Genomic DNA, 25,199 nt, shown 5'->3' with positions numbered 1-25,199 from the left:
CCGGTTACGGTGGAACACGATGAAGAATCTGCTGCTACGCATCAACGACAGGATTTACATGACCTGCATCTGGGTCGCCGGTCTGTCGGTCCTGACGATCTCCCTGATCATTCCCTGGGGCGTCTTCGCCCGCTACGTACTCGGCACCGGCTCCAGCTGGCCGGAGCCCACCGCCATCTTGCTGATGATGGTCTTCACCTTCATCGGCGCCGCGGCCAGTTACCGCGCCGGTGCGCACATGGCGGTGGCGATGCTCACTGATCGCATGGCCCCCGAGTTGCGCAGAGCCATGAGTATTTTCTCCCAGCTGTTGATGGCGACCATTTGCCTGTTCATGGCGATCTGGGGCACCAAGCTGTGCCTGTCGACCTGGAATCAGTTCATGAGCGCGATGCCGACGTTGCGCGTCGGCATCACCTACATGCCGATCCCGATTGGCGGGTTGCTGACGCTGATCTTTGTATTGGAAAAACTCTTGCTCGGTGACCAGAGCAACCGTCGGGTCGTGCGTTTCGACCTGGTTGAAGAAAGCGAAGGGGCTGCCTGAATGGACGCGTTGATTCTGTTGGGCAGTTTTATTGCGTTGATCCTGATCGGCATGCCGGTCGCCTATGCACTGGGGCTTTCCGCCCTGATCGGTGCGTGGTGGATCGACATCCCGTTCCAGGCGCTGATGATTCAGGTCGCCGGCGGCGTGAACAAATTCTCCTTGCTGGCGATTCCGTTCTTCGTCCTGGCCGGCGCGATCATGGCCGAGGGCGGCATGTCCCGCAGGCTGGTGGCCTTTGCCGGTGTGCTGGTCGGGTTTGTGCGTGGCGGCTTGTCGCTGGTCAACATCATGGCTTCGACGTTCTTCGGCGCGATCTCCGGTTCATCGGTGGCCGACACGGCCTCGGTCGGTTCGGTGCTGATTCCAGAGATGGAACGCCGTGGTTATCCCCGTGAATTCGCCACGGCCGTAACAGTTAGCGGCTCGGTGCAAGCCTTGCTGACCCCGCCAAGCCACAACTCGGTGCTCTATTCCCTGGCCGCGGGCGGCACGGTGTCGATTGCGTCGCTGTTCATGGCCGGCGTGGTCCCGGGTTTGCTGATGAGCGCGTGCCTGATGGTGCTGTGCCTGATCTTCGCGAAAAAGCGCAACTACCCCAAGGGCGAAGTCATTCCCTTGAAACAGGCACTGAAAATCTGCGGCGAAGCGATGTGGGGCCTGATGGCGATGGTCATCATCCTCGGCGGCATTTTGTCGGGCATCTTTACCGCCACCGAATCGGCGGCGATTGCGGTGCTGTGGTCGTTCTTCGTGACCATGTTCATCTACCGCGACTACAAGTGGAGCGAGCTACCGAAACTGATGCACCGCACGGTGAGGACGATTTCGATCGTGATGATCCTGATCGGCTTCGCAGCGAGCTTCGGCTACATCATGACGCTGATGCAGATTCCGTCGAAGATCACCACGATGTTCCTGACCCTGTCGGACAACCGTTACGTGATCCTGATGTGCATCAACGTCATGTTGCTGCTGCTCGGCACCGTGATGGACATGGCGCCGCTGATCCTGATCCTGACGCCGATCCTGATGCCGGTGATTCTGGGCATTGGCGTGGACCCGGTGCAGTTCGGCATGATCATGCTGGTGAACCTGGGAATCGGGTTGATTACGCCGCCGGTGGGCGCGGTATTGTTTGTGGGGTCGGCCGTGGGCAAAGTCAGTATCGAGAAAACCGTGAAAGCGCTGCTGCCGTTCTACGGCGTGCTGTTCCTGGTGCTGATGGCTGTGACCTACATTCCGGCGCTGTCGCTGTGGTTGCCGAATCTGGTGTTGTAAAACCGGTGTCGGGCAAGACTCCCTGTGGCGAGGGAGCTTGCTCCCGCTGGGGGGCTTCTCGACTGCTTCGCAGCCGAACGGGAGCAAGCTCCCTCGCCACAAAAGCACTTCATTAGCAGGAAAATCATGGCGCCAAATATTCTAGAACTCACAGACGATCTCACCCACCTCACCCTCGCCCCCGAACTCGGCGGCAGCGTTGTCAACTGGACTGTTCGCAGCACCGGGCAACCGCTGCTGCGCCACAACGACGCCCACGCGCTGAACACCGGCCTGCCAGGCAAACTCGGTTGCTATCCCTTGGCCCCTTGGTCTAACCGCATCGCCGAAGGAGGTTTTGACTGCCCCAATGGCTGGCTNGNCTTGACGCCCAACAGCCTCACCGATCCGCTGCCGATTCACGGCAGTGCCTGGCAACAACCGTGGCAGGTGATGTCGCAGACCCATGACGAAGTCGTCCTGCAACTCAACAGCGCTGCACCCTTCGCCTATCGCGCCCGGCAGCGGTTTCATCTGAAAGAGGGCCGATTGAGTATCGATCTGCACGTCACCCACCTGGCCAAACACCCTGCGTGGCATGGGCTCGGCCTGCACCCGTACTTTCCGCGCACCGCCAACACCCGGCTACAGGCCAAGGCGGAAAAAGTCTGGTTATGCGATCAATCGAAACTGCCGACCGAACGGATGGACGTGCCCGCCGAGTGGGACTTTCATCAGCTCAAAACGCTGCCGGACACGCTGGTCGACAACGGTTTCTGCACATGGGACGGTCATTGCCTGATCCAGCAGCCCGAGCTCGGTTATGAACTGGAATGCCAGGCCACCGGCAGCGATTACTACCTGCTCTACTGCCCGGTGGGCCTGGGGTTTTTCTGCATCGAACCGGTCAGCCATCCGGTCAACGCCCACCACTTGCCGGGTCGGCCGGGGCTGCGTCTGCTGGAGCAAGGTCAATCCACCGAACTGGGTTTGAGCCTGCACTATCGCCCTCTCGACTACCCCAACATCTGACTCAGCACCGCACGCAACTTGCCGGGTTTCACCGGTTTATTCAGCAGCGGCGCGCCAAGTCGCTGCAACGAGCGCCGACATTGGTCAGTGCGGTCGGCGGTGATGATCACCGCAGGAATCGTCTGGCTGAAATGCTCGCGCAAATGCCGCACCACATCGCAGCCCACCACCCCGTGATCGAGGTGGTAGTCCGCCAGAATCAGTTCCGGCGCCCGTCCCTGCAGGGCCGCCAGCGCTGAGTGCTCATCCGTGGCAATGACCACCTCGCAGCCCCACTGCCCGAGCAGCGCGCTCATGCTCTCCAGAATGCTCACTTCGTTGTCCAGCACCAGCAGGCGCCGGCCCGGCAGCGGATTACCCGTGCCCGGCTGCGGCGCAGCCAGACTGATCGGCAGCGGAACCTCATGGGAAATCGGCACGTCAATGCTGAACATCGAACCGCGTCCCGGCCGTGAGTGAACGCCGATTTTATAGCCGAGAATCTTCGCAATACGCTCGACAATCGCCAGCCCCAGCCCCACGCCTTTGCGGTCGGCGGCGCGCCCGACATCCAGTTGATTGAATTCGAGGAAGATCGAGTCCAGCCGGTCGGCCGCGATCCCGCGCCCGGTGTCCCACACTTCCAGGCGCAGCATGTCGCCGCGCCGCCTGGCCCCCAGCAGAATGCTACCCTCATCGGTATAACGGCAGGCATTGCTGAGAAAGTTGCGCAAGATCCGCGTCATCAAACGCAAGTCGGTATGAATCGCGTAATCGCCCATGTGCACCCGCAGGTTCAACCCGGCGGCCTCAGCCACCGACTGGAACTCCGAGACCAGCGGCGCGAGCAATTCGTCGAGGCGGTACAACGCGACATCCGGCTTGACGGCAGCCTGATCGAGCCGGGAAATGTCCAGCAAGTCGGTGAGCAAATCTTCAGCGCCCTCCAGCGCCTGGTGCGTGCGCTCCACCAGCACCTGCTCGACGTCCGGCAATTTGCGCTCGCGCAAGGTCGAGATCAGCAAACGCGCGGCGTTGAGCGGTTGCAGCAAGTCATGGCTGGCGGCTGCGAGGTATTTGTCCTTGCTGCGGTTGGCGGCTTCGGCGGCGTCCCGGGCGTCGCGCAAGGCTTCCGCGATCTGTTTACGCTGGGTGATTTGCTGTTGCAGGTTGCGATTGGCTTCGAGCAATTCGTCGGTGCGCGCGGTCACCCGCTGCTCCAGTTCGTCATTGAGTTGTTGCAGGCGCTGCTGGGCGAGTTTGCGTTCGGTGATGTCGGCGACAAAACCCTCCACCAGCCCTTCCTGATCGGGTTTGAGCAGAAGGTTCATCAACACATCGAGGCTGCTGCCATCCTTGCGCCGCAATTGGGTTTCATAGCCGTGCAGGCTGCCCTGGTGGCGGAGGATTTCGCCGATGTTTTCCAGCTCCCGGGCACCGCCGACAAACAGGTTGCTCGCCAGGTCCGCCAGCGAGAACAACACCTCTTGCGGGTCCTGATAGCCGAGCATCCGCGCCAGCGCCGGGTTGGCGGCGCGCATGCCTTGCAACAGGCTGGCCTGGAAGATCCCGTGCACGGCGTTTTCGAACAGCCACTTGTAGCGATTGCGCTCGGCTTCCAGCTCGTCCAGCCGTGCGGCGAGTTCCGGGTAATGGCTCTTGCGCGCCGAGTGGCTGCCCAGTCCCAGTAGCCCGGCGAGCGCGCGTTGCTGCTCGTCAGAGGGCTTCGCCATAGACGACCTCGACATCACGCTGACTGGATTCGCGCGGGTTGGTGAGAATGCACGGATCGTGCATGGCGTGCTGCGACAGGAACGGAATGTCGGCGGTGCTGACCCCGTGCAAACCCAGGGTTTCATGGAAGCCGATCGCGTGTTTCAGGGCGATCAGGTGCTCGACCAGCCGCCCGCAAATCTGCCGGTGATTGAGGCCACGGCAATCGATGCCCAGGGTCTCGGCGATCACCTTGAAGCGATCCGGTGCCGAGCTGTAGTTGAACGCCACCACGTGTTCCACCAGCACCGCATTGCACAAGCCGTGGGGCAAATCGAGGAAGCCGCCGAGGCTGTGGGACATCGCGTGCACCGCGCCGAGGATCGCGTTGGAGAACGCCAGACCGGCCTGCATGCTGCCGAGCATGATCTTCTCACGCAGGGCGATGTCGGTCGGGTTGGCGATCATCTGCACGAGGTTGCCGTTGATCAGGCGCATCGCTTCCAGTGCGTGCGGGTCGGTCAGCGGCCCGTGACCAGTGGAAACGAACGCTTCGATGGCATGCACCAGCGCGTCGATGCCGGTGCAGGCCGACAGGAACGGGTCCATGCTCAGGGTGGTTTCCGGGTCGATCAACGACACGTCCGGCACCACGGCCTTGCTGACGATGGAGAACTTCATGCGTTCTTGCTGGTTGGAAATGATCACGAATTGCGAGACATCGGCCGAGGTGCCGGCGGTGGTCGGAATCAGGATCAACGGCGGGCTGGGCACGCGGATGGTATCGACGCCTTCGAACTCAAGGATGTTGCGGCCGTGGGCGACGACGATGCCGATGCCTTTGCCGCAATCCATCGGGCTGCCACCACCGACCGCGACGATCACATCGCAATGATTTTCCTTGTACAGCTCGGCGCCGAGCATGACTTCCTCGACCCGCGGGTTGGGCGACACGTCGCTATAGAGAAAGTACTCGATGCCCTGGGCTTGCAGGCTGGCTTCGACATCGGCCACCCAACCGGCAGCAATCACACCGGGGTCGCTGACCACCAGCACCTTGCGCGCACCAAAGGTCTTGGCGCAGTTGCCGACGTTGTGCCGGCAACCGGCACCGAAGATGATTTCAGGCGAAACGAATTTACGCAGCTGGCTGAGACTCTGGCTCATTGGAAAGCCTGTTTTTATTGTTTTGAAGGTAGAACCACACTAACCCATCCCGACGCGAATGCAATCAGACCAATGGCTGGTCCCCATTCACCGCAGATCCCCTGTAGGCGCCGGCTTGCTGGCGATGGCGGCCGCACTGGCGACGTATGGCTCGCGGGCCTCATCGCCAGCAAGCCGGCGCCTACAGGGGGTTGTGTGCAGGGTGGGCTATCCGCGATAGATCAGCCGCGAAGCCTTCTCGTTACGCAACGTCAGATGCTCCATACCCTGCCCCGGCGCATCCGCTTCGTCGCGAGCCTTGAGAATCACCCCGTGGTGCGCGGACTTGCTGCACACCGGGTCGGCATTTTCGGCATCGCCGGTCAGCATGAATGCCTGGCAGCGGCAGCCGCCCAGGTCCTTGTGCTTTTCATCGCAGGAACGGCACGGCTCTTTCATCCAGTCATCGCCACGAAAGCGATTGAAGCCAAAGGATTCGGTCCAGATGTGCGAGACGCTGTGCTCGCGCACGTTGGGAAATTCCACCGGTAACTGGCGGGCGCTGTGGCAAGGCAACGCTGTACCGTCCGGGGTGATGTCGAGAAACAGGTTGGCCCAGCCGTTCATGCATGTTTTGGGACGCTCTTCGTAGTAGTCCGGGGTGACGAAGATCAGTTTGCAGGGATGCCCCTGGGCCTCGAGACGCTCGCGGTATTCGTTGGTGATGCGCTCGGCGCGCTGCAATTGTTCGCGGGTTGGCAGCAGGCCGACGCGGTTGAGCTCGGCCCAACCGTAGAACTGACACGTGGCCAGTTCGACGAAATCCGCCTCCAGTTCCAGGCACAGGTCGATGATCTGCGCGATCTGGTCGATGTTGTGCCGGTGGGTGACGAAGTTCAGCACCATCGGGTAACCCTGGGCTTTCACCGCCCGGGCCATGGCGAGCTTCTGGGCGAAGGCCTTGCGCGAGCCGGCGAGCATGTTGTTGACCTGCTCGTCGGCGGCCTGAAAGCTGATCTGGATGTGGTCCAGCCCGGCGACCTTGAAGTCGCGGACTTTCTGCTCGGTCAGGCCGATGCCCGAGGTGATGAGGTTGGTGTAGTAACCCATGTCCCGCGCGGCTTTGATCAGCTCGGCCAAGTCCTGGCGCACCAACGGCTCACCGCCGGAAAAACCCAGTTGCGCCGCGCCCATCTCCCGGGCTTCGCGGAACACCCGAATCCATTCTTCGGTGCTCAATTCCTCGCCTTGCTGGGCGAAATCCAGCGGGTTGGAGCAATACGGGCATTGCAACGGGCAGCGATAGGTCAGCTCGGCCAACAACCACAAGGGCGGACCGGGTGGCTGTTCGATCAGGTTCACAGGGCGATCCCCCGGTGCCAGACATTCTCCGTGGTCACCGTGTGATACGGCGCACGGCCCAACTCGTAGGCCATGCTCATCGCATCCAGCATGCTCCACAGCACGTCGAGCTTGAACTGCAGAATCTCCAGCATGCGTTGCTGGCCTTCGACGGTGACGTAGTGCGCCAGGGTGATGCGCAAACCATGCTCGACATCGCGCCGCGCCTGACTCAGGCGCGTGCGGAAATAGTCGTAACCGGACGGGTCGATCCACGGGTAATGCGTGGGCCAGGCGTCGAGACGGGACTGGTGGATCTGCGGCGCGAACAGTTCGGTCAGCGAACTGCTGGCCGCTTCCTGCCAACAGGCGCGACGGGCGAAATTGACGTAGGCGTCCACGGCGAACCGCACGCCGGGCAGCACCCGTTCATGAGAAAGGATTTGCTCACGGTCCAACCCCACCGCTTCACCCAGACGCAGCCAGGCTTCAATGCCGCCTTCGCTACCAGGCACGCCATCGTGGTCGAGGATGCGTTGCAGCCATTCACGACGCACGTCGCGGTCCGGGCAGTTGGCGAGGATCGCGGCATCCTTGAGCGGAATGTTTACCTGATAGTAGAAGCGATTGGCGACCCAGCCCTGAATCTGCTCGCGGGTGGCGCGGCCGGCGTACATGGCTTGGTGGAAGGGGTGATGAATGTGGTAATAGGCGCCTTTGGCGCGCAGGGCTTGCTCGAATTCGACGGGGGACATGGGTTGGTCTGTCATGGTGGTTCTCCGGGGAACAACCGCTGGGTTCGGTGTTGTCTGGTCGGGCCTCATCGCGGGCAAGCCCGCTCCCACAGGGATTTTCGGCGCGCACTGAACACTGTGGGAGCGGGCTTGCCCGCGATGGGGCCCTTCGCTACAGCTCAATACTCATGCCATCAAAAGCCACTTCAATCCCCCGCCGCGCCAGCAACGCGCGCTCAGCCGAGTCTTCATCAAGGATCGGATTGGTGTTGTTAATGTGGATCAGCACTTTGCGCTGGCGGGTAAACCCCTCCAGCACTTCAAGCATCCCGCCAGCACCGCTTTGCGGCAGATGCCCCATTTCACTGCCCAGACTCTGGCCGACTTCGCACACGCGCATTTCGTCGTCGCGCCACAGGGTGCCGTCCAGCAGCAGGCAATCGGCGCGCTGCATGCAGCTCAGCACTTCGTCGTCGATTTGCCCAAGGCCCGGGGCATAGAACACGCTGGCGCCGCTGCGCCGGTCTTCGATAAACAAACCGATGGTGTCGCCCGGTTGCGGATGGCCACGATTGGGCGAGTACGGCGGTGCGTTGCTCACCAGGGGAATCGCGCGAAATTGCAGGTGTTGGCAGGCGGCGATGCTGAACGGTTCACGGTCCAGCCCGACCGGTTGCCAGTGCAACCCGCCGTTCCAGTGCTCAAGCATGGTGAACAAAGGAAAACCACTGCTCAGGTCTTGATGAACGCGTTCCGTGCACCAGACCGAATGCGGACAGCCTTCGCGCAGGCTCAACAGGCCGGTGCAATGGTCGATCTGGCTGTCCAGCAGCACGACCGCGGCGATCGCCGTATCGCGCAAGCGGCGGGCCGGTTGCAGCACCGGAAAACCCTCAAGCTGCGCGCGAATGTCCGGTGACGCATTGCACAGCACCCACTCCACACCGTTGTCGCTCAGGGCAATCGACGACTGCGTGCGCCGTTGCGCCCGCAGGCTGCCATTGCGCATCCCGGCGCATTGGCGGCAGTTGCAATTCCATTGCGGAAAACCGCCACCAGCGGCGGAACCGAGAACGCGGATGTGCATGGGAGGCTCCAGAAGGCAGGCCCGGCCAACGCCAAGGTTGGCCGGGTGGACAATCAACGGTTGGCGAAATACATCGTTACTTCAAAACCAATGCGCAGATCGGTAAACGCGGGTTTATTCCACATGGGTCAATCCTCTTCTTGTGCCGGGCAATTCCGGTAAAGCCATTAATGCACGGGGCGCCGAGTGATCGAATGCTACTTTGGAACGAGGTGGCGGCATGCGTTGGTAGGGGGTGTTTGCACAGCCTTCAAAACCCTGTGGGAGCGGGCTTGCCCGCGATGAGGTCGAAACATTCAACCTTGATGTTGACTGTCAGACCGCTATCGCGGGCAAGCCCGCTCCCACAGGTTTTTGCGGTGTACTTGCGGGGTTAGAAGAACCCCATCGGGTTGATGTCGTAGCTCACCAGCAAGTTTTTGGTCTGCTGATAGTGGTCGAGCATCATCTTGTGGTTTTCACGGCCGACACCAGACTTCTTGTAGCCACCGAACGCAGCATGCGCCGGGTACAAGTGGTAGCAGTTGGTCCAGACCCGTCCGGCCTTGATCGCCCGGCCCATGCGGTAGGCGCGGTTGATGTCGCGGGTCCAGAGGCCGGCGCCGAGTCCGAACTCGCTGTCGTTGGCAATCGCCAGGGCTTCGGCTTCGTCCTTGAAGGTGGTGATACCCACCACCGGGCCGAAGATTTCTTCCTGGAACACGCGCATTTTGTTGTGGCCCTTGAGCAGGGTCGGCTGGATGTAATAACCCGTCGACAAGTCGCCCTCAAGGCGTTCGGCCGCGCCGCCGGTGAGCAGCTCGGCACCCTCCTCCTGGGCAATTTTCAGGTACGAGAGGATCTTGTCGTATTGCTGCTCGGACGCCTGGGCGCCGACCATGGTTTCGGTGTCCAGCGGGTTGCCGCGCTTGATCTTGACAATCTTTTTCATCACCTCGGCCATGAACGACTCGTAGATCGATTCCTGCACCAGGGCCCGGGATGGACAGGTGCAGACTTCGCCCTGATTGAAGAACGCCAGCACCAGGCCTTCGGCGGCTTTCTCGATGAACTGTGGCTCGGCTTGCATGATGTCTTCGAAGAAGATGTTCGGCGACTTGCCGCCCAGCTCCACGGTGCTTGGAATGATGTTCTCGGCCGCGCATTTCATGATGTGCGCACCAATCGGCGTGGAACCGGTGAAGGCAATCTTGGCGATGCGCTTGCTGGTGGCCAGCGCCTCACCCGCTTCGCGACCGAAACCCTGAACGATGTTCAGCACGCCGGGTGGCAGCAAGTCGGCGATCAGTTCGGCGAAGACCATGATCGACAGCGGCGTCTGCTCGGCGGGTTTGAGTACCACACAGTTGCCGGCGGCCAGGGCCGGGGCGAGTTTCCACGCGGCCATCAGCAGNGGGAAGTTCCACGGGATGATCTGGCCGACCACGCCCAGCGGTTCGTGGAAGTGATAGGCGGTGGTCAACTCGTTGATCTCGGCGGCACCGCCTTCCTGGGCGCGGATGCAGCCGGCGAAATAGCGGAAATGGTCGGCGGCCAGTGGCACGTCGGCGTTCAGGGTTTCGCGCACGGCCTTGCCGTTGTCCCAGGTTTCGGTGACGGCCAGCAGTTCCAGGTTCTGTTCGATGCGGTCGGCAATTTTCAGCAGCACCAGCGAACGGTCCTGGGCCGAGGTCTTGCCCCAGGCATCCGCGGCGGCATGGGCGGCGTCGAGGGCTTTATCGATGTCTTTGGCAGTGGAACGCGGGAATTCGGCGATGGGCTTGCCGNTGACCGGCGAGGTGTTGGTGAAATACTCGCCATTGACCGGGGCAACGAACTCGCCGCCGATGAAATTGCCGTAGCGCGCCTTGAAGGAAACGACGGCGCCGGGTGTGCCAGGTTGTGCGTAGATCATGGTGGGCCTCTGTCTGGGTCGATGCCTGTCGGGCAAACAGGCGATGAACCGATAGTAGAGAGCCCCGCGCGCCAGACGAATGCGCCGTTGGCAGGGGGACTCTCGTTATTTGGTAGTAGATTTCACCCAGTCCACTGTGGGTTCCCACGCTCCGCGTGGGAATGCCTCAACGGACGCTCCGCGTTCGGCTCTTTGGACGCAGAGCGTCCCGGGCTGCATTCCCACGCAGAGCGTGGGAACGATCATTGAGGGGGTTTCAGGGTCAGTGTTTGGCGACCAGGTCTTTCGGCAGTTTGAAGGTCCAGAGCATGCCGCCCTGGTTGAAGTCCTTGATGCGCTTGGCCACTTCGCCGCCCCACAACGGCACAGCGCCGCCCCAGCCGGACAGCACGGAGACGTATTGTTCGCCGTCCATTTCCCAGGTCACAGGCGAGCCGAGGACGCCGGAGCCGGTCTGGAATTCCCAGACTTTCTCGCCGGTCTTGGCGTTGAAGGCCTGGAGGAAACCTTCCGGCGTGCCGGTGAACACCAGGTTGCCCTTGGTGGTCAGCACCCCGCCCCACAGCGGCGCGAAGTTCTTGTGGCGCCAGACTTCCTTGCCGGTCTTCGGATCGATCGCACGCAGCACGCCGATGTAGTCTTCGTTCAACGGCTTGATGGTGAAACCGGCACCGAGGAACGCCGCGCCTTTCTTGTAGGCGATGCCTTCGTTCCAGATGTCCATACCCCATTCGTTGGACGGCACGTAGAACAATCCGGTGTCCTTGTTGTAGGCCATCGGCATCCAGTTTTTCGCGCCGAGGAACGCCGGGGCGACGAACACCGAACTGCCTTTGGCTTCGGTGCCTGGCGCGCCTGGACGACTGGCTTCGTTGTAGATCGGCCGGCCCTCTTTATCCAGGCCGGTGGCCCAGGTGATCTTGTCCACGAACGGGAAGCCGCGAATGAATTTGCCGTTGGTGCGGTCCAGCACGTAGAAAAAACCGTTACGGTCCGCGGTCGCGGCGGCTTTGATCTCTTTGCCGCCTTCGGTGTAGTTGAACGACACCAGCTCGTTCACGCCGTCATAGTCCCAACCGTCGTGGGGCGTGCTCTGGAAGTGCCACTTGATGGTGCCGTCGTCCGGGTTGAGCGCCAGACGCGACGACGAGTAGAGGTTGTCGCCAGGGCGCAAGTGCGAGTTCCATGGCGCCGGGTTGCCGGTGCCGAACAGCAGCAGGTTGGTTTCCGGGTCGTAATAACCGCCGAGCCAAGGCGCCGCGCCGCCGGTTTTCCAGAGGTCGCCAGGCCAGGTCTTGCCGGCTTCGCCGCCGGAGATGCCGTTTTCTACCGCTTTGCCGTCCTTGTAGGTGTAACCCATGTGGCCTTCAACCGTGGGTCGGGTCCACAGCAGATCGCCGTTTTTCGGGTCGTAGGCCTCGATCTTGCCGACCACGCCGAATTCGCCACCGGCCACGCCAGTGATCAGTTTGCCGTTAATCACCAACGGCGCGGCGCTGATCGAATAGCCTTCTTTGTGGTCGGCAACTTTCTTGCTCCAGACCACTTTGCCGGTGTCCTTGTTCAGGGCCACAAGCTTGGCGTCGAGGGTGCCGAAGAACACCAGGTCGCCGTACAGCGCGACGCCACGGTTGATCACGTCGCAGCAGGGACGGATGTCATCGGGCAGGCGCGCATCGTATTGCCAGAGCTTCTTGCCGGTGCGCGCATCCACGGCAAACACCCGCGAGTAGGAACCGGTCATGTACATCACGCCGTCCTTGATCATCGGCTGTGCTTGCTGACCGCGCTGTTTTTCCCCGCCAAAGGAGAACGCCCAGACCGGACGCAGGTCCTTGACGTTGTTGACGTTGAGGGTGTCCAGCGGGCTGTAGCGCTGACCCTGGACGCCCAGACCGTTGGTGACGATCTGCTCCGGGTTCTTGGGGTCCTGGAGAATGTCCTGGTCGGTGACGCCGGCCAGCGCGGTGCCGGACAACAGCATGGCACTGAGCAACAGGCTCAAGACGAAGGGTTGGCGACGTGCGGGTTCGGTCATGACGGCTGCCTCTGCGGTTTTTGTTATACCCGGGAAATTTTCCCGGTCTGGTGCAGATTCTTGGCCGCCGCCGCCCTTGCAACAATTACCCGCAGTGTTGAGATTGCTAGTTCCTTAGTAGCGGGTCGGAGGAGATGAACACCGGATCTTGTGATCGACATCGGTCCCTGTGGGAGCGGGCTTGCCCGCGATGGGGCCAGAACATTCGACATTGATGTCGACTGCAAGAATGCCATCGCGGGCAAGCCCGTTCCCACAGGGGATTTGTGTTGGTCACTTATCCGCGGCGGAATCGACTCGGGTCATCTGCGCGCGCTCATAGCGCGGATACAAATGACTGACACTGCGAATCAGCTCATAGCGACTCAGGCTGATGCCAGCAAACCGCTCGGGAATGGGGCTGCGGATCATCTCACTCATGTCGCTGCCATTGGCCGCACCATCACGCATGAGCTGATCGAGCCATCCGAGGTAGTCGCGCATTTGCAAGAACGGTTGCGGATCGCTGGCCACCGGCCCATGGCCGGGCACGATCAGCGTCCACGGCAGGCCTTGAAGCGTGGCGATGTCCGCCAGCCACACCGCCAGCCCCGGACTGTTGGGCGTGGTCAGCGCCCGTTGGTAAAACACCAGGTCCCCGGCAAACAGCACGCCGGTTTTCTGGTCGAGAATAGCCAGATCCGCACCGGTGTGCCCACCCAGGCTCAGCAGGCGCAGATCGTGATTCCCAAAATTCAATACGCCGGGGTCCAGCGTCCGGGTCGGCAGCAGCACTTCGGTGCCACGCATCCAGTCCCCCACCAGTCGGTACATGTTCTCGGCCATGGCGTCGCCCTGCCGATGCAACAGCTCGGTGGTGCCAGCCAGCGCGCCGATTGGCACATCACTGAAGGCCTGATTGCCCAGCACATGGTCCGGGTGGTGATGGGTCAGCAGCACCTCAATCACCGGCTTATCGGTGGTCGCGGCGATGGCTTTGCGCATTGCTTCGCCATAACGTCTGGACGGCCCGGTGTCGATCACCACCACCCCGCGCTCAGTGACGATGAACGCGGTATTGACGATGTTGCCGCCGTTGGCCTTGGCAAAATTGTCGGTGCTGCCTTCCAGCAGCCAGGTGTCTTCAGCGATCTGCCGGGGCTTGAGTACATAGTCGAGGTCCGCAAGAGCCGGCAGGCTCAGGCTGATGAACAACAGCAGCAGCATCCAGCGCATCACGCGCTCCTTGGGGTCAGGGTATGGCCGCATCGAACTGATTGCCGCTGTTGTCGCGCAGCACCAGGCGCGTCTGCCCTGCCCCTTCGATGTCGAAGGCCAGGTTAGGGTTCTCGCTGACGGCGGGAAACAGCTCCAGTCGGGCCAGCAGCTGATCGTTTTGATCGCGCAGTTCGGCATGGTTGATGAAGAATTCCGGGATGCCGCTGACCATGCCGTTGTCCATCGGATGCGCCACTTGCAAGCGCACCCGGCTGAACTCGCCGCGCGGATAACGACCGCCCAATACTTCGCCGATGTGCTCTTCCCAGCCTGGCTCGGTGCGCACGACGCTGGGCGCGGTGCAACCACCGCCCGCCGCATCGATCAGCGTCGAGCCGACATGCCAGAGGCCGTCACGGGTCAGCACCGCAGCGCGCAACGGCGTGGCTTGCTCGATACGGATGCGGATCGACAGCCACGGCAGTACGCGGTCGAGGGGTTGGAAATCAACAATCTTCGGCAGCGGATTGAGTTCCGCCCAGGCAAGGATTTTCACCACCTCGCCTTTAAACGCCCGGGCGTCGATTTCCAGCGGCACTTGCCGGGCATCTTCGGCGAACGGCGGCGCCAGCAGCTTGACCCGGTCATCGAACACAAACGGTGCATTGCCGAGCATCTGCTTGTGGTAGAAGGCCCACATCACCGAGGGCACCGGGTCTTTGCCCGGCTCGATATCGGCAGCGTGCGCCGCCAGGGGCAACCAGCAGAGCAACAGGCAACTCGTTCGCCAGTTCACGGTTGGTACATCTCGGGCACGTCATAGCGCAGGCCGTAATGACCATAAATGGTCTTGACCACACCCTCGCGGATCAAGCCCTCCAGCGCCTCTTCCACGGCATAGGCCAGTTGCCGGTTGCTCTCATGCACCGCCATGCCGATCTCCCAGAGTTGCTTGCCCATGTTCGGGTAGGCGTTTTCCGCCAGTGCCACTTGCGGATCGTTGGCTTGGTGAACTTGCCAGTCGATCTCGCCACGCATGGCCATGACCGCGTCGACTTCACCGGCCTTCATGGCGGCGAACGCCTGGGGCACACCGGGATAGTGGTGGGTTTTGCCGGCGAGCATGCCGCTGAACACCGAGGTCAGGTAGAACGACGGCACGCTGTCGACTTCGACGCCAATCGGGTGGTGCTCGAATACCGCGACGCTGCCCACCTTGTCGAGACGGCGGCGATCATAAGCGACCTGCCATTGTTCGTTCTGGTACGGCCCGAACATCACCACATGGCCGTTTTCCAGCTCACCCAGCTCGTTGCGTTTTTGCGCGTAATCGCGGTCATACGGCACGCGCATCATCAGGTCGGCCAGTTGCAGATCATGCAGCTGACTGGCCCGCCAGATGTAGTCGCGCAGGTCGTCATCGAGCTTCTCGCCGGCGGGCGCCCAGATCAGCGTCAGGCGCACACCCAGCGCTTTGGCCAAGGCTCCGGCGAGCTCGACATCCACCCCGCGAGGCTGGCCGGCGTCTTCGAAACTGTAGGGGGCGAAGTCCTTGTAGACCGCCACTTTCAGCTCCCCGGCAGCGATCATTTCGTCATAGGTCCGGACCTGCGCCTGCACGGTCTGGCAGCACAGCAACACAGCGCTGAAAAATACAGCGAGCAGGCGCATGGGTTACTCCTCGACGTGAACGGTGTCCAGGTAGGTGCGCACCGCCCACAGAGCTTCCTGACTCAAGTAATCGGCCATTTTCGGCATGTAGACCCGGCCATCCCGCACGGCACCGTGACGCACGCGCTCGACGAACCATTCATCCCCCGCTTCACCGACATCGAGCATGCGCAAATCGGGGGCGATGCCGCCGGATTTGGCTTCCAGGCCATGACACGCGGCGCAGTTCTGGTTGTACGCCGAGGAACCGATTTCCACGGCTTTCTCGTGTTCCGGGGAAGCGCGGTACGGGTTCACCGCTGCCCAACCATCGGCATCCACCTGCACACCGGCGTCCTTGATCGGGGTCAGGCCTGGGGTGGCGATTGCCTGGGGGACCACGTTGCCATGGGCCCAGACGGAGCCTGCACTGATAAAACCGGCCAGCAGTCCGGCAACGAGCAAGGCGTTGCGTTTTGTTGTCATTGTTATGCCCTCAAGATTGCACGCAAAACCTCGTTGAAGAGGCTATGGCACCCATCTTGGTACCGGCCTCGCACAATCCCCATGCTGCTTTGGTGGCCGCCGTCTAATCCCTTGGTAGTAGGGCTTGCGACGCACACCCAAATCAGGTGCCGTTCGGGAAGTCTTCCCGGCCACAGCGGGACTTTTTCCGTATCCGGCAACCGGCCGGGCGCACCACCCTGTGCAGGCCAAAACCTCCACTGGGAACTGCAACCATGACAATAAGATCGCTACCCGCCCTTTCCCCTCTGTCTATCGCCGTGCAGGCTTTTCTGCTGGTGGGCAGCCTGTCCCTGAGTGCTGCAAGTCACGCTGCAACCGCACCGGCCACGCCCACCCGCAACGTGACGTGGGAAGACATTGCCAACGATCACCTGACCACCAAGGACGTGCTGCAATACGGCATGGGCACCAACGCTCAGCGCTGGAGCCCGTTGGCCCAGGTCAACGACAAGAACGTGTTCAAGCTGACGCCGGCCTGGTCCTACTCGTTTGGCGATGAGAAGCAGCGCGGCCAGGAATCCCAGGCCATCGTCAGCGACGGCGTGGTCTACGTCACCGGTTCTTATTCGCGGGTGTTTGCCCTGGATGCCAAGACCGGCAAGCGCCTGTGGACCTACAACCATCGCCTGCCGGACAACATTCGTCCGTGCTGCGACGTGGTCAATCGTGGCGCGGCGATCTTTGGCGACAAGATCTACTTCGGCACCCTCGACGCGCGCCTGATCGCCCTGGACAAGAACACCGGCAAAGTGGTGTGGAACAAGAAATTCGGTGACCACGCCGCTGGCTACACCATGACCGGCGCCCCGGTGCTGATCAAAGACAAGACCACCGGCAAGGTGCTGCTGATTCACGGCAGCTCCGGCGATGAGTTCGGCGTGGTCGGCCAGCTGTTTGCGCGCGACCCCGACACGGGTGAAGAAGTCTGGATGCGACCCTTCGTCGAAGGCCATATGGGCCGGCTGAACGGCAAGGACAGCACCACCACCGGCGACGTCAAGGCGCCATCCTGGCCGGATGACCCGACCACCGAAACCGGCAAGGTCGAGGCCTGGAGCCACGGCGGCGGTGCGCCTTGGCAAAGCGCCAGTTTCGATCCGGAAACCAACACCATCATCGTCGGCGCCGGCAACCCCGGCCCGTGGAATACCTGGGCGCGCACCTCCAAGGACGGCAATCCTCACGACTATGACAGCCTCTACACCTCCGGCCAGGTCGGCGTCGACCCGAGCACCGGCGAGGTGAAATGGTTCTACCAGCACACGCCAAACGATGCCTGGGATTTCTCCGGCAACAACGAGCTGGTGCTGTTCGATTACAAGGACAAGGACGGCAAGACGATCAAAGCCACCGGCCATGCGGACCGTAACGGTTTCTTCTATGTGGTCGATCGCAACAACGGCAAATTGCAGAACGCGTTCCCCTTCGTCGACAACATCACCTGGGCCAGCCACATCGACCTCAAGACCGGCAAACCGGTGGAAAATCCAGGCCAGCGTCCGGCCAAACCGTTACCGGGCGAGACCAAGGGCAAGTCGGTGGAAGTGTCGCCGCCGTTCCTCGGCGGCAAGAACTGGAACCCGATGGCGTACAGCCAGGACACCGGGCTGTTCTACATCCCAGGCAACCAGTGGAAAGAGGAATACTGGACCGAAGAGGTCAACTACAAGAAGGGCTCGGCCTACCTGGGCATGGGTTTCCGCATCAAGCGCATGTACGACGATCACGTCGGCTCCCTGCGCGCCATGAACCCCACCACCGGCAAAGTGATCTGGGAACACAAAGAAGCGCTGCCGCTGTGGGCCGGCGTATTGGCCACCAAAGGCAACCTGGTGTTCACCGGCACCGGCGACGGTTTCCTCAAGGCCTTCGACGCAAAAACCGGCGCGGAGCTGTGGAAGTTCCAGACCGGCAGCGGCATCGTCTCGCCGCCGATCACCTGGGAACAGGATGGCGAGCAGTACGTCGGCGTGACGGTCGGTTACGGCGGCGCGGTGCCGTTGTGGGGCGGTGACATGGCCGAGCTGACCAAACCGGTGGCTCAGGGCGGGTCGTTCTGGGTGTTCAAGATTCCAAGTTGGGATAACAAGACTGCGCAGCAGTAATCCGCTGGCCCCTTGTGCACACAGGGGGCTTTCTGGTGCTCAACAAGGTTTTCTGTGGCGAGGGAGCTTGCTCCCGCTGGGCTGCGAAGCGGCCCCCTCATTTTCCAGCAACACCGAGTTGTTTGGATTTACGACTGCTGCGCAGCCGAGCGGGAGCAAGCTCCCTCGCCACAGGAACCCACATAGCCGTTGTTTTTTGTATATCCAGCTGCCCTCCACCTTCCGAGGACTTGCCATGAAGTATCTGCCTCTATTATTTCTGTTCGCCGCCCTCCCGGTTTTAGCCGACGACGGCGACGACTCCCCACTCATCATCAACGGCTGCACCATCGCCGATCACAGCCAATGCCCCGGCGCCAATCTCAAAGGCGCGAACCTGAGCAATCAGGACCTGCGCAACATGAACCTCAGCGGCGCCGATCTGCGCGATGCCGACCTGCGGCACGCCCGACTCGACCTCGCCAACCTGGAAAAAGCGCAACTGCAAGGCGCCAACCTGACCCGCGCCAGCCTGCAACAAAGCAACCTGCGTCTGGCGGATTTCACTGGCGCGACGCTGATGGCGATCCAGGGCTGGGGGATGTTTGCCCAAGGCGCGCAATTCCAGGACGCCAACCTCAGCGGCGCCTACCTGCAATTCGCCCGCCTCTCCGGCGCGAGAATGCACAACGCCAATCTGCGCGCCGCGGACCTGGAAATGACCTGGCTGAGCAAGGCAGACCTCAAGAGTGCAGACCTCAGTGATGCCAATCTGCAAGAAGCCAAATTAAGTGAAAGCAATCTGGAGCAGGCCAACCTCAGTGGTTCGCGGCAACATTATGCGAATTTTCAGGATGCCAATATGGAAGGCTGCACCGGTTGCCCGACGACCTGGGATAAGTAACCGATCCAACCGACTGGCACCTGACCCTGTGGGCTTGCCTGCGATAGCGGTGTACCAGGCAACAGCGAGGTTGAATGTGCCGACGTCATCGCAGGCAAGCCAGCTCCCACATTCGATTNGGATCCTGCGGTGGATTGAATTAAACCGCCACCCGCACCACCCCCATATCAATCCCCAAATGCACCAGTTCGGCATGGGACGTGACCTGCAATTTACTCTTGAGCAAGGTCAGGTGGTTCGAGACGGTCTTGCTGCTGATGCTCAACTGTTCGGCGATCAACCGGGCCGGGGTGCCTTTAGCGAGCATCACGAAAATCTCCAGTTCGCGCTGGGTCATGCTCTGCAATCGCGGGTCGCTGGTGTCCTGTTGCGAATGGCACGCCAGTTGGGTGGCCAGCGGCTGTTCGATGTAGGCGTGGCCGGCGAGGATCCGCTGCACCGCCTCGATCAGCACTTGCGGCGCCGAGCTCTTGGTCAAATAACCCGAGGCACCCGCGTCCAGCGCCTGGCGCACCAAGGGCAGTTCATCGTGCATGCTGAAAAACAGCACCCGCAGTTGCGGCAGTCGTTGACGCAAACGCCGGGTGGTTTCCAGCCCGCTGATCCCCGGCAAGCCGAAATCCATGATCACCAGGTTCGGCACGGCTTCCTGAACCCGGATCAGCGCTTCTTCGCCGGTGGCGGCTTCACGCACTTCCATGGCCGGCAACAACGCCCGCAACAAACTCGCGTAGCCCTGACGGACCACCGCATGGTCATCGACCAGCAGAATATTCACGACGCCTCCAAAGGCATGCTCAAGGCCAGCGCCCAGCCGGCACCCGGGTGGCTGATGATCCGCAATTTGCCGCCGAGGCTGCGGGCGCGTTCGTACATCGAATACAAACCGACGCCGGGCCGCTGCGGTTGTGTGGCGCCGCGCCCGTTATCGCGAATCAACAGGTGCAGATGCGCGCCGCGATGTTGCAGGCGAATCCGCACCCGGGTGGCCTGCGCATGCCGGGCGACGTTGGTCAGCGCTTCCTGCAACAGGCGATAGAGCTGGGTTTTGTCCGGCGCGGACAATGGCGGCATCTGCGCGCAGATGCATAGCTGGCAATCAATGCCGTGCCGCCCCTGCCATTGCTCCGCCAGCAGGCCGAAGGCTTCGGCCAACGGCAGGTGTTGCAGCACCACCGGATAGAGGTCATGCACCAGCGCCCGGAAGCCCTGTTGCAGGTGCTCGCAATTGTGTTCCAGCTCACGCACCGTGCGTTCCATCACCACGGGTTGATCCGTCACCAGCCGCAACAGACAGGCCTGGGCGCGTATCCCGGCCAGGTACTGGCCGAGATCATCGTGCAGGGTCTGCGCCAGATGAGTGCGTTCCTGCTCCTGCACCGCCAATAACGTCCGGGTCAGATGCGTATTGTCGGCACGGGCCTGCTCCAACGCCTCGGTCATGCGATTGAAATGCGCCGCCAGTTGCCGCGCCTCCGGCACACCTTCCGCGCGCAATCGCACCTTGAGCTGGCCGCCCGAGACTTGCTGCAACGCGCGCAACAATTCGTCGAGCAACCCCATGCCCCGGCGCACGGCCCAGCGGATGGTGAGCAGACTCAAGATCAAGGCGAGGCCACACAGGCCCAGCAATTGCTGCAGCGAATCCCAGACTTCGTCGATCTCATCCCGCGGATCGACCGCAATCTGTACGCGCCGGCCATCACGCAAATCCAGGACCCGAGCGCTGTACCGGGCTTCGGCGAACAACAGACGCCCGAGCCATGCATCGAGCCCGACCTGAACCGGCAGGCGTGCCGCTGCGTCGGGCTCCAGCCAGCGCACCCGCACATGCCGCAAGCTGCCCGTCAATCGTGGCTGGAGGCTGGCGGGATCACGCTCGGCGGTTTCGCTCAGGTACTCGACCACCGCCTCGGCGGATTGCAGCTCGCGCTCCACGTCCGCCAGCGCTTGATGCACCAGCAACCCCATGCACGCCAGGGTGACCAGAGCGAAAAATCCGCAGACCCAAAGGTTGATCCGCCACAGGGCCGACACGGTTAGCGCCCCGGTGTCGCGGGCAAGACCAGCAATGGCGCCGGGCGGGGGCCATGAAGCTTGTCTACGCCGATCAGGGTCAGGATCAACAACAACGGCAGGAGCAGCGCTTTGAGAATACGCATGGTCAATCTCCTCCAGTGTGATGGCCGTGATTGCCCATGCTAAAACCGCGCCGCTCCGGCCGAGCTACTACCTTGGTACTGCCTGACTGGTACTTTCTGCATATTTCAATCTGCCTCGCAGGCTTCCTATGCTGGCGCTACCTGTAATGGAGTGCCTTTATGCGCCAGCTTGCCCCTTACGCCCTGATCTACCTGCTGGCGATAGCCTGTGCCGTCGGGCTGGCGACGCAGAGCCAGGCGGCGGATGCGCCGTTGCAGGTGCAGATCGGCTACCTGGGCTATCGGCCTGCCCCCGGCCCGCTGCTGTCCAACGTGATTCCCGAACCGCTCGATGCCGGGCTTCGCGGCGCCGAACTGGCGATCACCGACAGCAACAGCACCGGACGTTTTCTCAACCAGAGTTACAGCCTCGTCGCTGCCAATGCCGACAGCCCGGAGGCCCTGATCGAAGCGGCCAAGGCCCAGCATGCACAGGGTCTGCGCCTGTTTGTGGTGAATGCGCCGGTGGAGAGTCTGCGCCGGCTCAGCGCCGTGCTGCCCGACAGCTTGCTGTTCAACGCCGGCAGCCCGGATGACAGCCTGCGCACCACCGACTGCCTGCCGAACGTGCTGCACAGCCTGCCGAGCCGGGCGATGCTCGCCGATGCCCTGGCGCAATTTCTGGTGGTGCACAAATGGCAACGGGCGTTGCTGATCGTCGGCCCGACCCCGGACGATCAGGCCTACGCCGCCGCCCTGCGCCGTGCCGCCAAACGCTTCGGGCTGAAACTGGTCGCGGAAAAAGCCTGGAGCTTCGACAACGATCAGCGTCGCAGCGCCCAGGCCGACATGCCGCTCTTCACCCAGACCGCCGAATACGATGTGGTGCTGGTGGCGGATGAACGTGGCGACTTCGGCGAGTACGTGCCCTACCAAACCTGGTACCCACGGCCGGTCGCCGGCACTCAGGGCCTGACCCCGGTGGGCTGGCACAAAACCGTGGAAACCTACGGTGCCGCCCAATTGCAGAAACGCTTCGAAGCCCTGGCCGGGCGCTGGATGAATGACCGAGACTTCGCCGCCTGGATCGCCGTGCGCAGCATCGCCAGTGCGGTAAGCAAACTGCGGCAGGTCGATCCCGTGGCGATCCGCACCCTGGAAATCAGCGATCAATTGCCGCTGGACGGTTTCAAGGGGCGCAAGCTCAGTTATCGGCCGTGGAACGGACAGTTGCGCCAACCGATTCCCATCGTCCAGCCCCGGGCCTTGGTCAGCACGTCGCCGCAGGACGGTTTCCTGCACCCTTTCAACGAAATGGACAGCCTTGGCTACGACAAGCCCGAGGTCAGCTGCCGCTTTCCCTGATCCGCCACAACAACTACAACAAAAAGGAATCCATCATGCGCCGCACCCTGCTCTCTTGCGCCTTGCTGCTCGCCGCCGGGCACGCCGCCGCCTCTACCGCCTGGGTCTCCAACGAAAAAGACAACAGCCTGAGCCTGATCGACCTGCAAACCCTGCAAGTCACCGACACCCTGCCCGTCGGCCAACGCCCGCGCGGTTTGCTGCTGTCCCACGACAACAAGCTGCTGTACATCTGCGCCAGCGACTCGGACCGTGTCCAAGTGATGGACGTCGCCACGCGCAAGATCATCAAGGAATTACCCTCGGGCAAAGACCCCGAACAGTTCGCCTTGCACCCCAACAACCGCTGGTTGTACGTCTCCAACGAGGACGATGCGCTGGTGACGGTGATCGACACCGAAACCTCGAAGGTGCTGAGCCAGATCAACGTTGGCGTCGAGCCCGAAGGCATGGCCGTCAGCCCCGACGGCAAGTGGGCGGTGAACACCAGCGAAACCACCAACATGCTGCACTGGATCGACACCAGCACCCAGACCCTGGCCGACAGCACCCTGGTGGATCAGCGGCCGCGTTTCGTCGAGTTTTCACCTGAAGGGTCGCAACTCTGGGCCTCGGCGGAAATCGGCGGCACGGTGACCATTCTCGACGTCGCCACCCGCAAGATCCTCAAGACGCTAACCTTCCAGATTAAGGGAGTGCACCCGGACAAAGTCCAGCCGGTGGGGATCAAGCTCAGCGCCGACGGCAAGTACGGTTTCGTCGCGCTCGGGCCGGCCAATCATGTGGCGGTGATTGACGCCAAGACCTTCGAGATTCTTGATTATCTGCTGGTTGGGCGGCGGGTCTGGCAGATGTCGTTTACCCCGGATCAGAAGCAGTTGCTGGCCACCAACGGCGTCAGCGGCGACGTGTCGGTGATTGATGTCGACAGCCTCAAAGTGACCAAATCGGTGAAGGTCGGGCGCTATCCGTGGGGCGTGGTGGTGACGCCATGAACGCACTGGAAGTCAGCGAACTGAGCTTCGCCTATGGCGCGCGGGAAGCCTTGCGGCAGGTGAATTTCAGCCTGGGGCCCGGGCGTTTCGCGGCGTTGCTAGGGCCAAACGGCGCGGGCAAGTCGACGCTGATTGCCTTGCTCACCCGGCTCTATGATTTGCAACGCGGGGACATCCGGGTCGGCGGTTGTTCGTTACGCAATGCGGCGCGTCCGGCGCTCAAGCAATTGGGCGTGGTGTTCCAGCAAAGCACGCTAGACCTGGACCTCAGCGTTGAGCAAAACCTGCGTTATCACGCCGCGCTGCATGGCATGTCCCGGCGCCAGACCGGCCTGCGGGTCGACGCCGAGCTGGCCCGTCAGGCGCTGACTGAACGCCGGCGCGAGCGGGTCCGCGAACTTAATGGCGGTCACCGCCGCCGGGTGGAAATCGCACGCGCCTTGTTGCATGAGCCACGGCTGTTGCTGCTCGACGAGGCGAGTGTCGGCCTCGACCCGGCCAGCCGCCTGGCGCTCAATCAACACATTCGCGGTCTGTGCCGCGAGCAGCACATCAGCGTGCTCTGGACCACCCATTTGCTGGATGAAGTGCAGCCGAGCGATGACTTGCTGATTCTTCATCAGGGCCGTCTGGTGGCCAGCGGGCGGGCGGATGCCTTGAGCCAGGAACATGGCGGCGACCTCGGTTCGGCCTTCACCCGTTTGACGACATCAGGAGCCGCACGATGAATGCGTATTGGCAATGCTTCAGCGGCATCGTGTTGCGTGAATGGCTGCGTTTTGTGTTGCAGCGCACGCGGTTTCTCAGCGCGCTGGTGCGGCCACTGCTGTGGCTGCTGGTATTCGCCGCTGGTTTTCGCGCAGCCCTCGGGATCGCGATCATCGAGCCCTACGACACCTACATTCCCTATGAGGTTTACATCATCCCGGGGCTGGCCTGCATGATCCTGCTGTTCAACGGCATGCAAGGTTCGCTGTCGATGGTCTACGACCGGGAGATGGGCAGCATGCGCGTGCTGCTGACCAGCCCCCTGCCCCGGACCTTCCTGCTGTGCAGCAAACTGTTGGCCACTTCGCTGATTTCACTGTTGCAGGTGTATGCCTTTCTGGCGATTGCCTGGGTGTACGGCGTGCAGCCACCGGCCATGGGGCTGTTGATCGCGTTTCCGGCGTTGTTGCTGGTGGCGTTGATGCTCAGTGCGCTGGGCTTGCTGCTGTCCAATGCGATCCGGCAACTGGAGAACTTTGCCGGGGTGATGAATTTCGTGATCTTCCCGCTGTTTTTCCTGTCGTCAGCGTTGTATCCGCTGTGGAAGATGCGCGAGTCCAGCGAATGGTTGTACTGGCTCTGCGCGCTGAACCCGTTTACCCACGCGGTGGAACTGGTGCGGTTTGCCTTGTATGAGCGCTTCAATCCGCTGGCGCTGGCGGTGTGCGCGGGGCTGACGCTGCTGTTCGCGCTGCTCGCCGTCCTCACCTTCAACCCGCAACACGCCGCCCTGCGCAAGACCAACTGACACCAAAACCCTCTGTAGTAGCCGGCTTGCTGGCGATCCAGACAATCC

At 62.0% G+C, this 25,199-nt stretch carries 24 protein-coding genes; 9 read left to right on the top strand and 15 right to left on the bottom strand.

Going from position 1 to position 25,199, the window contains the following annotated elements; translation table 11 throughout:
- Nucleotides 1–19 precede the first annotated feature (19 nt).
- The 3 genes from B7L09_RS30835 to B7L09_RS30825 all read left to right on the top strand — a co-directional run bounded on the left by B7L09_RS30835 (nucleotide 20) and on the right by B7L09_RS30825 (nucleotide 2,839).
- Complete coding sequence (locus B7L09_RS30835) at nucleotides 20–547, top strand: TRAP transporter small permease (RefSeq protein WP_094471974.1); 528 nt, start codon at nucleotides 20–22, stop codon at nucleotides 545–547.
- Nucleotides 548–1,828, top strand: coding sequence for a TRAP transporter large permease (locus B7L09_RS30830; protein ID WP_094471973.1), 1,281 nt, complete (start codon nucleotides 548–550; stop codon nucleotides 1,826–1,828). It begins immediately after the preceding gene.
- A gap of 126 nt (nucleotides 1,829–1,954) precedes the next feature.
- Nucleotides 1,955–2,839 (top strand): aldose 1-epimerase, encoded by an 885-nt coding sequence (locus B7L09_RS30825; protein ID WP_094471972.1) that lies wholly within the window; start codon nucleotides 1,955–1,957, stop codon nucleotides 2,837–2,839.
- On the opposite strand, the gene B7L09_RS30820 is transcribed toward B7L09_RS30825, so the two are convergent.
- The 12 genes from B7L09_RS30820 to pedF all read right to left on the bottom strand — a co-directional run bounded on the left by B7L09_RS30820 (nucleotide 2,824) and on the right by pedF (nucleotide 16,104).
- Entirely contained in the window at nucleotides 2,824–4,551 is a 1,728-nt protein-coding gene (locus B7L09_RS30820; RefSeq protein ID WP_094471971.1) for a hybrid sensor histidine kinase/response regulator, read from the bottom strand. The genes B7L09_RS30825 and B7L09_RS30820 overlap by 16 nt on opposite strands.
- Entirely contained in the window at nucleotides 4,535–5,698 is a 1,164-nt protein-coding gene (gene ercA / locus B7L09_RS30815) for an alcohol dehydrogenase-like regulatory protein ErcA (protein ID WP_094471970.1), read from the bottom strand. Before ercA ends, B7L09_RS30820 begins: the two co-directional genes overlap by 17 nt.
- A 207-nt stretch (nucleotides 5,699–5,905) precedes the next feature.
- Nucleotides 5,906–7,039 carry a pyrroloquinoline quinone biosynthesis protein PqqE gene (pqqE, locus tag B7L09_RS30810; RefSeq protein WP_010455116.1) on the bottom strand — a complete coding sequence of 378 codons (1,134 nt, stop codon included), beginning with the start codon at nucleotides 7,037–7,039 and terminating at the stop codon, nucleotides 5,906–5,908.
- Nucleotides 7,036–7,788 carry a pyrroloquinoline-quinone synthase PqqC gene (gene pqqC, locus B7L09_RS30805; protein WP_094471969.1) on the bottom strand — a complete coding sequence of 251 codons (753 nt, stop codon included), beginning with the start codon at nucleotides 7,786–7,788 and terminating at the stop codon, nucleotides 7,036–7,038. The genes pqqE and pqqC overlap by 4 nt, the downstream gene beginning before the upstream one ends.
- 136 nt (nucleotides 7,789–7,924) lie before the next feature.
- Nucleotides 7,925–8,839, bottom strand: coding sequence for a pyrroloquinoline quinone biosynthesis protein PqqB (gene pqqB, locus B7L09_RS30800; protein WP_094471968.1), 915 nt, complete (start codon nucleotides 8,837–8,839; stop codon nucleotides 7,925–7,927).
- Nucleotides 8,840–8,892: 53 nt separating this feature from the next.
- Nucleotides 8,893–8,964 carry a pyrroloquinoline quinone precursor peptide PqqA gene (gene pqqA, locus B7L09_RS30795; protein WP_010455123.1) on the bottom strand — a complete coding sequence of 24 codons (72 nt, stop codon included), beginning with the start codon at nucleotides 8,962–8,964 and terminating at the stop codon, nucleotides 8,893–8,895.
- A 248-nt stretch (nucleotides 8,965–9,212) separates the two neighbouring features.
- On the bottom strand, nucleotides 9,213–10,733 hold the full coding sequence (gene exaC, locus B7L09_RS30790; RefSeq protein WP_094471967.1) for an acetaldehyde dehydrogenase ExaC: 1,521 nt from the start codon (nucleotides 10,731–10,733) through the stop codon (nucleotides 9,213–9,215).
- Between the two features lie 262 nt (nucleotides 10,734–10,995).
- A complete protein-coding gene (locus tag B7L09_RS30785; protein WP_094471966.1) occupies nucleotides 10,996–12,771 on the bottom strand; it encodes a PQQ-dependent methanol/ethanol family dehydrogenase in 1,776 nt (591 codons plus the stop codon).
- 273 nt (nucleotides 12,772–13,044) lie between these two features.
- Nucleotides 13,045–13,986 carry a quinoprotein relay system zinc metallohydrolase 1 gene (locus B7L09_RS30780; RefSeq protein WP_094471965.1) on the bottom strand — a complete coding sequence of 314 codons (942 nt, stop codon included), beginning with the start codon at nucleotides 13,984–13,986 and terminating at the stop codon, nucleotides 13,045–13,047.
- Between the two features lie 16 nt (nucleotides 13,987–14,002).
- Entirely contained in the window at nucleotides 14,003–14,764 is a 762-nt protein-coding gene (locus tag B7L09_RS30775) for a quinoprotein dehydrogenase-associated SoxYZ-like carrier (protein ID WP_094471964.1), read from the bottom strand.
- Complete coding sequence (locus B7L09_RS30770; RefSeq protein ID WP_094471963.1) at nucleotides 14,761–15,639, bottom strand: substrate-binding periplasmic protein; 879 nt, start codon at nucleotides 15,637–15,639, stop codon at nucleotides 14,761–14,763. Before B7L09_RS30770 ends, B7L09_RS30775 begins: the two co-directional genes overlap by 4 nt.
- Nucleotides 15,640–15,642: 3 nt before the next feature.
- Nucleotides 15,643–16,104 (bottom strand): cytochrome c-550 PedF, encoded by a 462-nt coding sequence (pedF, locus tag B7L09_RS30765; protein ID WP_077749292.1) that lies wholly within the window; start codon nucleotides 16,102–16,104, stop codon nucleotides 15,643–15,645.
- 254 nt (nucleotides 16,105–16,358) lie between these two features.
- Between pedF and exaA the strand changes: the two genes are divergently transcribed.
- Nucleotides 16,359–18,251 carry a quinoprotein ethanol dehydrogenase gene (exaA, locus tag B7L09_RS30760; protein WP_094471962.1) on the top strand — a complete coding sequence of 631 codons (1,893 nt, stop codon included), beginning with the start codon at nucleotides 16,359–16,361 and terminating at the stop codon, nucleotides 18,249–18,251.
- Between the two features lie 235 nt (nucleotides 18,252–18,486).
- Entirely contained in the window at nucleotides 18,487–19,134 is a 648-nt protein-coding gene (locus B7L09_RS30755) for a pentapeptide repeat-containing protein (RefSeq protein ID WP_094471961.1), read from the top strand.
- 139 nt (nucleotides 19,135–19,273) lie between these two features.
- Here the strand turns inward: B7L09_RS30755 and B7L09_RS30750 are convergent, their stop codons facing one another.
- The 3 genes from B7L09_RS30750 to B7L09_RS32600 are packed head-to-tail and all read right to left on the bottom strand — an operon-like array spanning nucleotide 19,274 to nucleotide 21,296.
- Nucleotides 19,274–19,912: a response regulator gene (locus B7L09_RS30750; RefSeq protein ID WP_094471960.1), complete on the bottom strand. Its 639-nt coding sequence runs from the start codon at nucleotides 19,910–19,912 to the stop codon at nucleotides 19,274–19,276.
- A complete protein-coding gene (locus B7L09_RS30745) occupies nucleotides 19,909–21,171 on the bottom strand; it encodes a sensor histidine kinase (RefSeq protein WP_094471959.1) in 1,263 nt (420 codons plus the stop codon). Before B7L09_RS30745 ends, B7L09_RS30750 begins: the two co-directional genes overlap by 4 nt.
- 2 nt (nucleotides 21,172–21,173) lie before the next feature.
- The gene (locus B7L09_RS32600) at nucleotides 21,174–21,296 is read right to left on the bottom strand and encodes a hypothetical protein (RefSeq protein ID WP_255143041.1); all 123 of its coding nucleotides are present in this window, start codon (nucleotides 21,294–21,296) and stop codon (nucleotides 21,174–21,176) included.
- 159 nt (nucleotides 21,297–21,455) lie between these two features.
- On the opposite strand from B7L09_RS32600, the gene B7L09_RS30740 reads away from it, so the two are divergent.
- The 4 genes from B7L09_RS30740 to B7L09_RS30725 are packed head-to-tail and all read left to right on the top strand — an operon-like array spanning nucleotide 21,456 to nucleotide 25,151.
- Nucleotides 21,456–22,640, top strand: coding sequence for an ABC transporter substrate-binding protein (locus B7L09_RS30740; RefSeq protein ID WP_094471958.1), 1,185 nt, complete (start codon nucleotides 21,456–21,458; stop codon nucleotides 22,638–22,640).
- Nucleotides 22,641–22,675: 35 nt separating this feature from the next.
- The gene (locus B7L09_RS30735; protein WP_094471957.1) at nucleotides 22,676–23,635 is read left to right on the top strand and encodes a YVTN family beta-propeller repeat protein; all 960 of its coding nucleotides are present in this window, start codon (nucleotides 22,676–22,678) and stop codon (nucleotides 23,633–23,635) included.
- Nucleotides 23,632–24,363 (top strand): ABC transporter ATP-binding protein, encoded by a 732-nt coding sequence (locus tag B7L09_RS30730; protein ID WP_094471956.1) that lies wholly within the window; start codon nucleotides 23,632–23,634, stop codon nucleotides 24,361–24,363. Before B7L09_RS30735 ends, B7L09_RS30730 begins: the two co-directional genes overlap by 4 nt.
- Entirely contained in the window at nucleotides 24,360–25,151 is a 792-nt protein-coding gene (locus B7L09_RS30725; protein WP_094471955.1) for an ABC transporter permease, read from the top strand. Before B7L09_RS30730 ends, B7L09_RS30725 begins: the two co-directional genes overlap by 4 nt.
- The last annotated feature ends 48 nt before the right edge of the window (nucleotides 25,152–25,199 follow it).

Source organism: Pseudomonas mandelii, from assembly GCF_002251635.1.
Taxonomy (GTDB): domain Bacteria; phylum Pseudomonadota; class Gammaproteobacteria; order Pseudomonadales; family Pseudomonadaceae; genus Aquipseudomonas; species Aquipseudomonas mandelii_B.
The sequence above is the reverse complement of the archived record's forward strand: the minus strand, read 5'-3'. Positions and strand labels throughout refer to the sequence as shown.